Annotated in this window: 14 protein-coding genes; 2 read left to right on the top strand and 12 right to left on the bottom strand. The window is 58.2% G+C overall.

Annotated features, from left to right (window positions below; all coding sequences use genetic code 11):
• The 7 genes from EIEH_RS16845 to EIEH_RS04850 all read right to left on the bottom strand — a co-directional run.
• Window positions 1–1476, bottom strand: a 1476-nt coding sequence (locus EIEH_RS16845; protein WP_193352017.1) for a prophage tail fiber N-terminal domain-containing protein, incomplete at its 3' end; no start/stop codon positions are given.
• The gene (locus tag EIEH_RS04825; RefSeq protein WP_015871312.1) at window positions 1473–2135 is read right to left on the bottom strand and encodes a phage adaptor protein; all 663 of its coding nucleotides are present in this window, start codon (window positions 2133–2135) and stop codon (window positions 1473–1475) included. The genes EIEH_RS16845 and EIEH_RS04825, both read right to left, overlap by 4 nt.
• Window positions 2135–2650, bottom strand: a complete 516-nt coding sequence (locus tag EIEH_RS04830) for a hypothetical protein (protein WP_239642627.1) — start codon at window positions 2648–2650, stop codon at window positions 2135–2137. Before EIEH_RS04830 ends, EIEH_RS04825 begins: the two co-directional genes overlap by 1 nt.
• 65 nt (window positions 2651–2715) lie before the next feature.
• Window positions 2716–3159, bottom strand: a complete 444-nt coding sequence (locus EIEH_RS04835; protein ID WP_015871314.1) for a hypothetical protein — start codon at window positions 3157–3159, stop codon at window positions 2716–2718.
• Between the two features lie 41 nt (window positions 3160–3200).
• Window positions 3201–3596: a hypothetical protein gene (locus tag EIEH_RS04840; protein ID WP_015871315.1), complete on the bottom strand. Its 396-nt coding sequence runs from the start codon at window positions 3594–3596 to the stop codon at window positions 3201–3203.
• Window positions 3597–3753: 157 nt separating this feature from the next.
• Window positions 3754–5010: a N4-gp56 family major capsid protein gene (locus EIEH_RS04845; RefSeq protein ID WP_015871316.1), complete on the bottom strand. Its 1257-nt coding sequence runs from the start codon at window positions 5008–5010 to the stop codon at window positions 3754–3756.
• A gap of 17 nt (window positions 5011–5027) precedes the next feature.
• Window positions 5028–6029 carry a hypothetical protein gene (locus EIEH_RS04850; RefSeq protein ID WP_015871317.1) on the bottom strand — a complete coding sequence of 334 codons (1002 nt, stop codon included), beginning with the start codon at window positions 6027–6029 and terminating at the stop codon, window positions 5028–5030.
• A 287-nt stretch (window positions 6030–6316) separates the two neighbouring features.
• Here EIEH_RS04850 and EIEH_RS04855 point away from each other — a divergent pair, with 287 nt between their 5' ends.
• On the top strand, window positions 6317–6568 hold the full coding sequence (locus EIEH_RS04855) for a type II toxin-antitoxin system Phd/YefM family antitoxin (protein WP_015871318.1): 252 nt from the start codon (window positions 6317–6319) through the stop codon (window positions 6566–6568).
• Window positions 6558–6839, top strand: coding sequence for a type II toxin-antitoxin system RelE family toxin (locus EIEH_RS04860; protein ID WP_015871319.1), 282 nt, complete (start codon window positions 6558–6560; stop codon window positions 6837–6839). The genes EIEH_RS04855 and EIEH_RS04860 overlap by 11 nt, the downstream gene beginning before the upstream one ends.
• Window positions 6840–6910: 71 nt before the next feature.
• On the opposite strand, the gene EIEH_RS04865 is transcribed toward EIEH_RS04860, so the two are convergent.
• The 5 genes from EIEH_RS04865 to EIEH_RS04885 form a co-directional block, all read right to left on the bottom strand.
• Window positions 6911–9025: a portal protein gene (locus tag EIEH_RS04865; protein ID WP_015871320.1), complete on the bottom strand. Its 2115-nt coding sequence runs from the start codon at window positions 9023–9025 to the stop codon at window positions 6911–6913.
• On the bottom strand, window positions 9022–10683 hold the full coding sequence (locus EIEH_RS04870) for a terminase large subunit (protein ID WP_050977403.1): 1662 nt from the start codon (window positions 10681–10683) through the stop codon (window positions 9022–9024). Before EIEH_RS04870 ends, EIEH_RS04865 begins: the two co-directional genes overlap by 4 nt.
• On the bottom strand, window positions 10676–11452 hold the full coding sequence (locus EIEH_RS04875; RefSeq protein ID WP_015871322.1) for a hypothetical protein: 777 nt from the start codon (window positions 11450–11452) through the stop codon (window positions 10676–10678). The genes EIEH_RS04870 and EIEH_RS04875 overlap by 8 nt, the downstream gene beginning before the upstream one ends.
• An 80-nt stretch (window positions 11453–11532) precedes the next feature.
• Complete coding sequence (locus EIEH_RS04880; RefSeq protein WP_226092334.1) at window positions 11533–11853, bottom strand: DUF2514 family protein; 321 nt, start codon at window positions 11851–11853, stop codon at window positions 11533–11535.
• A 441-nt stretch (window positions 11854–12294) separates the two neighbouring features.
• On the bottom strand, window positions 12295–12846 hold the full coding sequence (locus EIEH_RS04885; protein WP_015871324.1) for a glycoside hydrolase family 108 protein: 552 nt from the start codon (window positions 12844–12846) through the stop codon (window positions 12295–12297).
• Between the last annotated feature and the right edge of the window lie 2 nt (window positions 12847–12848).

The raw sequence follows: 12848 nt of genomic DNA on the forward strand, positions 1-12848 counted from the left end.
TATTTGGTTGGTAGTGGCGATACGCGTGGCATATTGATAGGTACGCCTCAGCGCGTTGGCCGTCGCCGCCTCTGAGATGCTGGTGCTCTCGGTGCTGTCGCTGAGCTGCACAACCCCTCGGCGTGATATTGTCGCAGAAACAACGCCAATGTTTTGTAGAAAACGTGATTTATCAGGAATATCTGCACCATTTTGTAGCTTATCCAGTTTCTGGCCGATCAAATTCATGACGGTAGCAGAAAATTCAGGATCATTACCCAGCGCTGACGCCAGCTCCTGCAGCGTATCCATGGCGGCCGGTGATGAGTTAATCAGCTTACTGACCTGTGCCAAGACAAACGCCGCCGTGGCAATCTCCTGGCCTACCGCCGATCCGTCCGGTGTCGGTGCCTGCGGCGTTCCGGTAAAAACGGGGCTATCCACCGGTGCCTTATCTAAGGTGCGTATTACCGCCTGCTCGACATATGACGCGTCCTCCACCACGCGGCTCACCGCCATGTTGACCACGGCCACCTGCTGGGCAATATCCTGTGCCACCAGCAGGCCGGTATCCGTATCTTCCTTTATCTGCTGGGCCGATAGCACCGCCTGCTGGGTATACCCCTGCACCTCCGCGGCATAGCGCGCCGTATCATCCCTGGCCTGCCTGGTCACCTGTATTGCTTCCTGGGACACATCCGCTGCGGCCTGTGCATTCTGCGCCTTTATACCCGCCTGTTGTGCATATTGGTCAGCGTTTCTTGCCGCACTTTCCGCCTGTTTCTTCGCCACATCCGCCCGTTCACTGTCATTATGCACCACCTCAGCAACCCGCGCTGCAGCCTCTTCTGCCGCATGTACTGCCGCAACTTCGGCACTCTGCTCGGCAGCCAGACGGTGATCCGCCGTGCGCTGTTCACTTTCGGCCGCAGCCATTTCTGACCTCTGCGCATGCCGCTGGCTATCCTGCGCGGTTTGGGCATAATCCGCCGCCATTTCTGCAGCCTGCCCGGCCGCAAGACGATGGGCCGCTGCCTGACGCACGCTCCCGGCAGCGGCGACTTTTGACGCCTGTGCATGTCGCTGACTCTCCTGTGCAGCACGGGCGGCCTGGCTGCTATCGTGCTGTAGACGCTGCATAATGACAACGTCATCGGCCACCTTATGCTGGATCTGGCGAAAATAGAGGATGACCTCCGGCGTCACCTCTTGCTCCATCACCTGCTGGTGTAACAGCGCATTCAACGATGATGGTGCGGAGTCTTCTGTCAGCGTCACTGCGCCGTAGACAAAATTGCGCCCCTGATGGGCCACGCTGATCGAATAATTGCCCTCCTCCAATCTTACGGAATACTGGCCATTTTCTGCCGTCATCACGCTGCAGGTAAAACCACGCAGTACCTGCATGCTATTGGCAATAGCCGTCAATGTAATCTGGGCACCGGATACCGCTTTACCGGACGGATCGAGTAAAACCCCGGAAATCACAACACTCACACCTCTCCTCCCATATACTTACCGCGCAGTAACTGGCGGATTGTGGCATCGGCGCGCTGTTTAACCCCCAGCTGCTCCACAAACATCTGGTAATGCTGGACGGCCAATGCCACATTGGCCCCGCCCTCATTGTCTTTGCTGAATGCACGGAACAACATCCAGTCCATCAGGGGATTGATATAAACGGGATCGAGCGGTACCGGCTGAAGCGCAACGGGATCCTGCAGCGTCTCCACACTGATGGGTTCAGGGCTGCGACATACCACCGCATCCAATATCACCTCCTCTTCCGGAGCGGGGAACAGGTAATAAACCTGCGGGGTCTGATCGCTGTAACAATAACGCTCCACTACCCCGCTCATAGCGTGCCAGCCCGGATATTGGGTATCCAATACCTCGCGTGGTAGCGGTAACAGCGCCCGCCCATTCTGAACGCGCACAATATCCAGCAGCCGGAATACATCCCCAGGCAACGATTGCCGTGTTCCCGGCACAGTCTCCAGTGTGGTCATCACGGCACCGGCATCCGGGCGCACCAGTAAAATGGCGCGTATCGCATCATTAAAGTAGTCGCACAGTTCGGCCAACGGCCAGCGCGCCCACAGGGTATCCTTCAGTTGGGTATTCACCCTTCCTATCACATCAGCAATCGTCGTCATCAGAAAAAGGCGTGTCGGCGTGTTGGATTATGAAAACCCGTCTCATACGGGGCAACCTCACTGCTACTGCGAAACGCCTCCCGATAGCCATCGATAAAACGGAGCCGGTAATAGTCGGCGCGCTGAGCATCGCTCCAGGGCTTGCCCGCCATCATATACAGCTGCATCAATGCACCCGCTGCCAGCGCCTCCTGATAGGCTTCCAGCGCATCGGGAAGCTCGGTGGCACCCGGCGCGGGCTCGGTCGCCATGCGTACACGCAGCGCCGCAACCGGACACAATAACCGCAGCTGGTCCGCCTCTACGGTAAAATCCACGCCTGGCCACAGCGCGACCGCAATATTGGGCGATTGCCGTGAGGTTACCGAGAGTAGCCGACTGAATATCAGTGCGGTGTCCGCTGGCGCCAGAGACAATGTCAGCCCGGCCTGCGCTGCCCCAAACTGCAGCGTTTCCCTGCTTACCAGCGACTCCCGGCAAAAACGGATCGCTGCGCTCAGGAGCGCCTCGCGCATCATCATCTCCAGCGGCCCGTCAATTCCCCGGCGTATGGCCGGCAAAAAAATATCGGCCCGAACCATCAGGCTTGTACCGCTATTTTTTCCCGGTATGCATCGCGAACTCTGACACGGAACGCATCCGCCTTCTCCTGGGCACCTTTCTGCACACCCAACTCCTGCGCCTCCGCCAACGTGATCAGCTGCGCCACGGTAAATTTTGAGATATCGATGATCGTGCCCTCGATCTCCAGCGCGAAGCTCTGCTGCTCGGTCTGCTGACGCACCTGCATCTGCGCTGCCAGCGACGCCTGCTGTTTCTCCTCGTGTTTCTCCTGCGCCTCAGCTAGAAACCTCTCCAGATTTTTTGCCGGAATAAAAACACTGGGAAACGCCAGCAACTGGTATGCGACCGCGGTATCCACAGAGACTGGGATATGACGTGGGAAGACCAGCCGGCTGCCGGTAACCGTATCGCGCTTCTCGGCTTTGGGGCCGATATAGACCACTGCAATTTGCTCAGACATGTTCACTCCCAAAAGAAAAAGGCCCCGCAGGGCCCGTTGACTCAATATCCGATCACGCTATAGCGCACCAGCACACTCAGCGTTCCACTCACCGGTCCGCCTGCGACCTTCAACACCAGCGTTCCACCCTGCTCAGATGTGGTCAATGGCACCAGGGGATACACGCCAGAAACCGTTTCCGTTAAGGGCAGACTCAATAATTGAATATCGAATAAGGAGGGAGACTGGATAGCGAACGTCAGCATTTTTCCTGCACTGAGTCCGCTGCCACAGATCTGTAGCGCATTAATACGCATACCCAACGGGAGCTCAAACAGCCGGATCTGTTCGTCTTCCATCAGATTATCCAGCGTCACCACACTCTCCGCGATGGACTCATTGCCCAGCGCACCCTGATAGATCCGATCGTGCATTGACGGGGCATTAATCTCTTTCATCAGAATACCTCCGGGAAACCTCGGCCTTCAGGCCGGGAAGGAAAGGAGGCGGTTTTCCGGCTAACTGTCTTTTGCATCATCACATTCTCCTCTTTAGCAGGTGAAACCATGAAACGTGCATTTGATATCCTCCCCCACCTAAAGGCGGAGGAGGATGTCAAACTGGAAAAAACATTATCTCCTGATTATTCGGCTGATCACCGCTGACAGCAGAGTCCACCACCATCACACCGTGATCCTGAACACGGCCATTTTTCTGCCTAAAGCGGATTTTCTTCAGTCCGTTGATCCAGCGAATAGAGATCTCCCGCCCGTTGTCATGATCAGTGCGCTCTTCGTGATAGCCAAAGAATCCGCCGCCGTCGCCAATCCCCCAGGCGCTGGCCAGCGCCTGCCCCCCCAGCAAAATCGCCCGGTCAATAGCCGTATTGGCCTGCAGAGTCTGTACCGAGGCCGCATCATCATTGGCAGAGACCTGAACGCTAGAACCCTGGTAGAAACGGATCGGCATGCCACCATACTTACGCACCAGGATATTGCGCCACATGGCGCACTCCCCCTTGAACAGCGGGTGATCGAACCCTTTTGAGCGCTGTACCGCCCGGGTCATCATCGCCTGCCAGTCCTTGCCGTTAGTGGAGGTATACCAGTCATTCCATTGCCGTGGAGTCACGTACAGCACAAAGTAGGGGTCCTCATCCTTCAACTCATCGCGCGACAGCCTGACCGGCTGCAGCGGGTGCGCCATTTCGTCCAGGTAGAGAGAGATATTGTCCACTGTCGCCAGGCTGAATAGATCCGCCGCATCCAACAGTTCAAAGGAGGTCGCATCACCGGAGAAAAAATGGCGATCGTAGGTTGGCGGCATGACCTCGTTAACCATGATCCGCGCAAACTCCGGGTGATCGGCGGGCGGCAGGATAATATCGTCCGCCATAAAATCCCCACGGGTACCCGCCAGATGTACCACGGCACACTGGTCCTGCAGATCGTTAAAATAGGTACCGAGAAGACGACGTGCTGCACTGCGCAGATCGTGCTTAAAGCGCTGCTGCGACATCTTTCCACCGGCATCCACAATGTGCCGTCCCTGATCGATACTCAGCGCAAAGTCGGCAAACTGCAGGTTTTCTCCGCGCCCCTCCAGCTTCTGGTCCCCCATGGTCGGGCGTTTGGACAGCTTGTGGATCACCTGCATATCCACCGAGTCCCCCTTGGTTTTGGTTAAATCAGTTACCCGCACCACCGGTGCGGTATAGCTGGTCTGATTCACCCCCTGCTTATCAGAGGCAACCTGCTTGGGTGCTTCGGATTGCTCCGTCAGCACGTTGACAAACGAGCGGTTGCGGTTGGCGGCGGTAAACAGCGCTACCTGCAACAGCTTATTCGCCTGGGCTTTGGTAATGGTCGTCATGATTTTTCCTGTCCCGGTTAAAACGCATCACCGGCCTGTGACAACAATGCCTCGATCTGGCTCTCACTCATTCCGGCCATCATGGCCAGCAGTTCACCATCACTGGCATTGGCTGCCTTATCCAGCACCGACTGCGGTGACTGGGTTACCGGCTGTCCCACATCCGATGGCGAAGAGGGTACGCTGGGCGTCGCGGCCGCCGCGGCCAGCTTCTCCTCCGCCTGTTTTTTTAGCGATTCTGCTGAGGTCGCCCCCACGGCCACGTCCGGATCGCCAAACGCGACCTTGGTACGTCGGGCGGCCTCAGCGAAACGCGCATCCAGGGTTTTGTCTTGCCAGGCAGGATCGGTTTTCAGACGCTCATCCACCGTAATGGCAAAATCGCGCCGATCGATGTCACTATCGAACCACTGTGCCAGATCGGGATTGCGCGCAATCGCCTCCAGCACCGGGTTGATTCCGCCACCATCCTCGCTGGGACTCGGCTTCGCCCGCGCATTCAGGTAGTTCACCTGGTTAACCACCTGCTCGAACATCTCTGCCAGCTCCGGGAAGTCCGCCCGCACCTTATCCAACTGCTCGGTACTGATCTGCGTCTCTTCCGGCAGGGTGGCCGGCTGCATCCCTGCCCGGCTCACCTGCTGCTGCAGCAGCGTCAGCGTGCGCTTAAGCGCCGCATTCTCCTCGGCAGCGGACTGCGCCGACTGTGCGCTGCGGCGCGCCTGCTCCCTGGCAGCCTGCAGTACATCGTAGGGAATATGGTGTACGCCATCCTTACCCAGTACCACTTTAGCGGCGGGATCGGTGACCGCAGCGTCCTGCGGCTCTTCTCCAGCTGGCGATGCCAATGCAGCCTCAGGCGGCACATCCCCTGCGGACGCTGGCGTGTCCGGTGCGATCGCCGGTTCCGGATCGCCCTCGCCCGCGGACACGTCCTCCTCATTGCTACCGGCCTGCGCCAGCAGTGCCTCCAGCTCGTCCGGTGTCTTCCCGGCGATATCTGCATCATCGATGTCCATATTGCTCTCCTGCCTGTCTATTTGTCGGATAGATCCGAAACAGAAAAAGGCGTGTCGCTGCCCATGCGAAAAAGGGCTCTGCGATAACAGAGCCCTTTGCGGCGTGTGCAACTCATTATTTTGAAAGGTGATGCTTAAAATGGTGGTTTATCAGCAGGGCACTTGACATCCTCCCCGCCCTAAAGGACGGGGTTTTACGGCGCACTGAATAAAAAGCATGCTTAAAAGCACCTTTAAAGGTGTCTATAAAAACGCTATAGTGTATCTATCTGACAAGGAGAAGACATATGGCATACCAAATTCTCACGACCACCGCCGCCAGCATTACCGACCTGAAACGCAATCCAATGGGTACCATTGCTGAAGGTGACGGCAATGCCGTAGCAATCTTAAACCGGAATGAGCCGGCCTTTTACTGCGTTCCACCGGAACTCTACGCTTACTATCTGGAGCTGGCTGAAGATGCGGCGCTTAATCGTATCGCCGATGAGCGTCTGGAGGACGCTGAGTTTGTCAGCGTAAATATCGATGACCTATAAACTGAGCTTTGAAAAGCGAGCCCTGAAAGAGTGGAAAAAACTGGCACCGCCGATTCAAAGCCAGTTGAAAAAGAAACTGATCGAACGCCTGGAAAACCCACATGTTCCAGCAGCACGCTTAAGTGGGCGCGCTAACCGTTATAAAATAAAATTACGCTCTTCCGGTTACCGGTTAGTTTATGAAGTCAACGATAGCGAAATCATCCTGCTGGTGATCGCTATCGGTAAACGGGCCGATAACGAGGTGTACCAAGCGGCAGACAGTCGTTAGCCACCTAAAAACAAAAAACCCGCAAAAAGTGCGAGGCGGGTCATCGTTCGCAAATTAGCTCACTTTTTACCCTAATGCAATGGCAGCGCGGCAATCTGCTGCTCGATAAGGGTTAACAACTGCTGACGGGCCACCTGAGCATCCTGCTGCATTCCCTGCAAAATCTGCCCTGTTTCCGCCTGTGTTTTCATATCATGGAAGCGCTGCCCCTCGGCCTGTGCCTGCTCACGCTGCGCCGACGCCGCCGCACGCTGGGCTTCGGCCTCCAGTTTACCCACCTTGGCCTCCAGTTCGCGCATCGCCAGCGCCAGCTGTTGCTGCTCCACCTGCTGCTGCTGGGCGGCCGCCTCCTGCTCCTCCGGCGTCATCTCATCGGCTGACTTGGCCATGCCCACCGCCTGACGGATCCGCTCGACAAACTCGCTCTTATTGGGAATATCCAGCAGCGAAATCCACAGATCCAGCACCGCCGCCTGCACCTGCGGCGGCAGACCAGCCACCACCTGCCCCAGCCGCTCCGCCAGCTGAGAACGGTAGGCTGGCGTCTGCTGGATCGGCGCCAGCGCAATATGGGCGCGCAGACGGGCAATATCATTACTCATGCCGTCGCGCCCCTCAACATTGATCGCCACGCTTTTCCGCCGGCGCGCATCGTCACGGTTCACGACAATGGTGTGGTTACGCACCTGTGCCAAATCCTCCAACAGATAGCCCAACAGCAGCTGCCCGACCTGCTGGCAGGCGAACTGATAGTTGTCATTCAGCTCGGCCAGGGTGGTCGCCCCCTGCTCGACCAGATTACTGATGGCCACGCCGGAGGTGGCGTTAGAGTTCTGCCCCAGAAAGGCGGAATAGACCCCCATGCCATCCTGGATCAGCTTCATGGAGTCCTGCATCACCTGAAACTGCTGCTGCGCCACCTGAAAGTCCTGCTGCACCTCCAGCGACTGGGCGATGGTGGTCTTATTGCGGCGATCGGGGTTCAGAATAATCAGTCCATCCGGCCGCTCCACCTCTTCCTGCACCTGCTTCCGACTCATATTCACCGCATCATCATCCATGATGACCCGCTTAGCGGTCAGTAAAAACGTCAGCTTAATCCGCCGGAAATTCACCTCGTCCTGCGCCGGTATCGCCCGGCTGACCAGACCATAGGGGGCCCCGTTGCGATCTTTGCGGTAGCCCCAGAACGGGATCAGCGGAAACATCCCCTGCGGCGCCGTGCAGGGCCTATCCACCAACTGGTGCGGCCCCGCAAACCAGGCCTCGCGGATACGGCTGCTGCGCGCCATCTGTACCTGCACTCTCCCCATCGCCAGTGCCGCGGCGTGCAGTGGGTTTTCAGCCTGATACTCAAGGGCGCGTCCGTTGGCCAACGTCATCACCGGCAACGTCACCCAGCTACGATAGTAAACCACCTGCAGCAGCACCCGCTGCCGATCGCTGCTCAACCACTCCAGCTCCCTGCGGCTGTACTGCTGATACTCCTCATAGGCCGCGACCAGATCGGCATCCAGCCCCTCGGCCAGCCCGGTATCGATAAAACCGCGCCAATCCATACGGGCATTCTGGAGTATCGCTGCCTTGGCGGGGAACGTGGCCAGTGCCTCGTCCAAATCCATCCAGCGGCGACGCAGCAGCCAGCGGCAGTCGCTCAGATCCGGCTCCCGGCTGTGCCAATCCCAATACACCTCGTTGCGGTGTACCGTACCCGCCCTATAGCGCGGCCCAAAGATATTGTCGCTGCGCCGCACCTCCACCCATTCCAGCCCGGCTTTTAACATACCGGCATAGGCATCGCTGCGCGCCTTGCCCAGATTGGCCAGGCGACAGGCATCGGCGAACTCGGCATTCACCGCCTCGGCCAATGCCTCAAACTCCGGCTGCGGATCATCGGCTACCACCATCAGCTCGGTGCGGGTTTTGGCCTCCATGCCCAGCACGCCGTCTACCGTCGGCGCGATCAGGTTATGCATGGTCAACGGCTGACTGCGCTCCAGCAGCGTGGCAATCAGCTCCGGCGGCAGCTGCTCGCCGTCATAGTAGGCACAGGCCTTATTGGCCGCCGAACGCCAATCCGGCTGATGATGAATATCGGCCGTGATAGACAGCAGCTGAGCCAGGGTGAACTGGCCCTGACGATCGGGCGCCGTCGAAATATCCGGGGAAGAAAAGGGATCGGTCATCGGGTCATCCAGTGGGCTGGCTGATGTTTAATGGGCTCCGGCTGTCTGCGCGCCGGCATCCGGGCGCGCATCTCCTGGGCCAGGGCATAGCTCATGACCTGATCGTCATAACAGCCCGCCTGGGCGCCCATCGTGCCATTTTTGTCATAAACGTAGGTATTCATCTCGCTCACACTGCCAATCCAGCGTAGTCCGTCCGCCGCCTCCCGCAGCAGGGTTTTCAGCCCCTCGATCAGGATCGGCTTGCTCTGGCGCGTGGTCAGCCACCCCAGCCGGCGGGTTTCATCATCGGTATCCTGGTTGAGGAATTGCTCGTTATACAGATAGCGCGGCGGATACAGCGCCCGCAGCTTCTGTAATACCGCATGGCCGTGGTTATTACGCTCTACGCCGATATAGGCCATGCCGTACAGGCGGCCGACGTTATCCAACAGCATGGCAAACAGCTCGGCATCCAAATACCCCACCCAGTGCGCCACCTGCTCTCCGCTGCTCTGTTTCACCACATCCAGACTGCTGCGATCGCGCCGCTCCAGCCCCTCCGCCACATCGGCGCCAATGGCATACACCTCATCGGGATCGGGCAGCTCCCAGATCAGCAGATAATTGAGCAGCTGACGCTGCAGCACATCGCTGGCGCCCTGTCGCAGCGCCTGCATCTTATTTTTACGCCCGGTCACCGGATCGATGTCGTAAACCAACGCGGGCGGCGCACAGCGCCCCTCCGCCTGCAGCATGGATGCCGAGGAAAAGACCCGGCGCCCGGAGGTCAGGAACGCCTCGCGCGGCGTAGAGGGAAACTCCTGCTTCATCTCCTGCTGCTGCTCAGCCTCTTTGCGCACGTACCACCATTTTTGCCGATCGCTTAAGCTGATCCGCATCGCCTGCTCAACGTCGGCAAAATAGTCCTGGTGATGACGGCTCAGCCGCAGCCCGCCCGGCGGCACCGCCACCGCATACTTGGGATCCTGCCACCAGGCATAGAAATGAAACTTATAGTCCTGCGACGAGAGCGGTAAACGGCTTTGCGCCATCTCCTGCGCCCGCAGGCTCATATCATAAAAATCGCCGCCTACCCCCTCCGCCGTGGACTCGATAAACACAATGCTGCCCTCGGCCACCGCGTTCAGCGTCCCGGTGCGCACCTCTTTCGCCTTCGCCGGATATTTGGCGCAAATTTTTCCATGCTCAGAAATATGCAACCGCTGTACCGTGCCCGAACGGAAAGAGGTGGCCACCATGATATTGGAGCCGTGCGCGAATTCGATGTAGCCCCCAGAGGCCCCGCCGTGACGCTTTACCGCATGAAAACAGCCCGCCAGCCACCCAGGCAGATGATCGAAAGGCACCTCGATTTTGGTACGGAAAATCTCTGCCGCCGCCTGCTTATCCTGCGCGACGATGCCGCACTTTACATTTTTGCTGAACAGCGCCTGATCCAGCAGGTACAGATCGATGGCGGTGGAAAATCCCAGCTGACGGGCTTTCAGGATCAGGTTTTTTTCGTGCATCTCCATAAACAGCTGCCGCTGCGCCGGCCGCATCCGAAAAGGCACCAGCCGCCCCTGCTCATCAACGATCTGGTACAGATTGTCCAGCCGCCACCACGGATCGCTCAGATAGCCGCGGACCAGCGCCTGCTGCTCCCGCTCACTCATCGCCCGAACCGGCATTGATCCGCCCTCCCTGCTGGCTTCCCTGGATCTGCTCAATCACCTCCCGCAGCGGCGTATCGGCATCACTGTTCTCCGACGTCAGCCGCTGCGTCTCCGCCCAGCGCTTGGCGGTCGTCGCCTCGTTCAGCGCATTGACGCGCAGGGTCCGCTCCAGCGACTCAATGCGTACCGTATTACGCAAAATCCCCCGCTCCGCCGCCCCGATATTTTCCCGTAATACCTTGCCCTGATCTGGGTCCGCCTGCTCCAGCTGCGCTATCCAACGCCCGATATTCGTCGCCGCCGTCAGGTTTCCCGCCCGCAGCATCAGCAGCTCATCGTTCAACTGCAGCCGCTGCGCGTCCTGTATAATGTCATCGGGCCACAGCATGCGGCGGGCATAGGCGCCATGGGTCACCGCCGCCGTATTGTGCGGCAGAAAAGGACGGATGGGCGGCGCGTGACGTGAACCACGAATTGGTTTTGCCGCAGGTGAAACAGAGGAGAGCGCCTCTGCGCCCCCTTGCCCATCCTCCTGCCCGCGCTGATTTTTTACCGGTACGCACTTTTTTCCCTGTTTTTTCTGCGTACCTTTTTTGCGTACCTGCGTACCTTTTTGCGTACCGTTTTTTTCACCGCGTACCCAGCCATATTTTTTGGCCATTTTTCGAATGGCACCTTCGGATACGCCGTGCTGGGCACCGATGGCCCGTAGGGACAGCTCTCCGGCCTGGAACGCCACTGCAATCGCCGCCCAGTCCGGTTTTGTCATAATGGTTATCCTGGCGATGACCGCACGGTCCGCATTTTTTTAGCACCGCACAGCCACAAAATGCGCGTAAAACACAGTCCTCACGGCGCCCGCGACTGCATCACGGCATCGTAGAGCCGCTCACAGGCCAGGTCGGCAGCTCGGGCCCGGTCAGCATAGGCTGCCAACGCTGCATTGCGTTGGAGAGATTCGCCGAGCACGTCGGCAAACAGAAATCCGGCAGCGGCGCTTGCCGGGCTGGATCCACCAGCGGTGGAGACTCGGCAGGGGGAACGGTCTGCCAACTGCTGCCGCAGTTGAGAAAGCGTACGCCGCAGGCGCTCAGCATCAACGGCAGAACGAGCAGCATCGGCTTTAATTTGGTCCAGTTGTTGATCCGCATTCTGTTTCACCTTAATCATGGCCTGCCAGCGTACCGCTCACAGGGTGGGGGTGACCATCTCATTAGCCCCGGCATAAAGCGGGGCTTCTGGACGTACGTCATCTTGTTTCACAATATGCATTCCCCCAGTATCGAGCGGAACGGTAATCGCTTCACATCGCTCACCACCAGCGGATTTGCCCTATCAAATAACCAACGGCAGCGACAAACAGTACAAGCCAAAGCAGAATGAACCGCCAGTTTGGTAACTGCTCGATCATTAGTCGCAACTCCCTAATCAGTTTGCTAAGATCAATCAACGTTTCTTCCTTGCCGCTATCAAGATGAAGAAAACAGAAAGCTCCGACTGTTTTCCGCAATCGGAGCTTTATTTCATGCAATGCGTATTGACAGGATTTCGCATCATCCCACCATCGAACTGTTCACTATTTTTAGATGGGCATTCTGGATCCATCTGTCGCTAGGACAGCGTCACCCGCTCCCGAACCCAACCATACAGAAACGACTCGTTCTGCACCCGCTGCTCGGCCAGCGCCAGATAACGATCGCCCTGACTGCAGTTCAGCGCCCGCAGCAGCACCTGTTCACCCTCTTCTCCCCGGGCATCCAGATAGGCACGCAGCGCAGAGAGCGTACGTGGCCCGATCACCCCATCGGCGCTGATATCCGGGTACAAGCGCCCGCCATCGTTAAAGGCGGTCAGCCAGCGCTGCAGCCACTTACTGGGCACCGACGGCCCCATGTTGACGCCGGTATCGCACAGCTCGGCGGCCACCAGCGCGGAATAGTCCGCCACCAGGTCAAAACGGGGACCTGACCAATAGTCGCTCTCATAGATTTCCAGCGCCTGCGCCCGCGTCAGGTTACGCATATCGCCGGTATAGCCATGGGCACGCGCCACCTTCTCGGTGATCCCCCAGTTGGTTGGCCCCCCTGTGTCGTTAGGGTGATCGACGTATCCTCCTTCGCGCCCCAGCAGGACATCGAAGATGTGATCCTTGGTGAGTGCCATAA

Source organism: Edwardsiella ictaluri ATCC 33202, from assembly GCF_000264785.1.
Taxonomy (GTDB): Bacteria; Pseudomonadota; Gammaproteobacteria; order Enterobacterales; family Enterobacteriaceae; genus Edwardsiella; species Edwardsiella ictaluri.

Excerpts from the sequence above, each read along its gene's own strand:
- EIEH_RS04840 (WP_015871315.1), bottom strand. The coding sequence starts at position 3,596 with ATGAAAGAGATTAATGCCCCGTCAATGCACGATCGGATCTATCAGGGT.
- EIEH_RS04865 (WP_015871320.1), bottom strand. The coding sequence starts at position 9,025 with ATGACCGATCCCTTTTCTTCCCCGGATATTTCGACGGCGCCCGATCGT.
- EIEH_RS04870 (WP_050977403.1), bottom strand. The coding sequence starts at position 10,683 with ATGAGTGAGCGGGAGCAGCAGGCGCTGGTCCGCGGCTATCTGAGCGAT.
- EIEH_RS04855 (WP_015871318.1), top strand. The coding sequence starts at position 6,317 with ATGGCATACCAAATTCTCACGACCACCGCCGCCAGCATTACCGACCTG.
- EIEH_RS04885 (WP_015871324.1), bottom strand. The coding sequence starts at position 12,846 with ATGGCACTCACCAAGGATCACATCTTCGATGTCCTGCTGGGGCGCGAA.
- EIEH_RS04875 (WP_015871322.1), bottom strand. The coding sequence starts at position 11,452 with ATGACAAAACCGGACTGGGCGGCGATTGCAGTGGCGTTCCAGGCCGGA.
- EIEH_RS04830 (WP_239642627.1), bottom strand. The coding sequence starts at position 2,650 with ATGCGCGAGGCGCTCCTGAGCGCAGCGATCCGTTTTTGCCGGGAGTCG.
- EIEH_RS04880 (WP_226092334.1), bottom strand. The coding sequence starts at position 11,853 with ATGATTAAGGTGAAACAGAATGCGGATCAACAACTGGACCAAATTAAA.
- EIEH_RS04825 (WP_015871312.1), bottom strand. The coding sequence starts at position 2,135 with ATGACGACGATTGCTGATGTGATAGGAAGGGTGAATACCCAACTGAAG.
- EIEH_RS04850 (WP_015871317.1), bottom strand. The coding sequence starts at position 6,029 with ATGGACATCGATGATGCAGATATCGCCGGGAAGACACCGGACGAGCTG.
- EIEH_RS04845 (WP_015871316.1), bottom strand. The coding sequence starts at position 5,010 with ATGACGACCATTACCAAAGCCCAGGCGAATAAGCTGTTGCAGGTAGCG.
- EIEH_RS04835 (WP_015871314.1), bottom strand. The coding sequence starts at position 3,159 with ATGTCTGAGCAAATTGCAGTGGTCTATATCGGCCCCAAAGCCGAGAAG.
- EIEH_RS04860 (WP_015871319.1), top strand. The coding sequence starts at position 6,558 with ATGACCTATAAACTGAGCTTTGAAAAGCGAGCCCTGAAAGAGTGGAAA.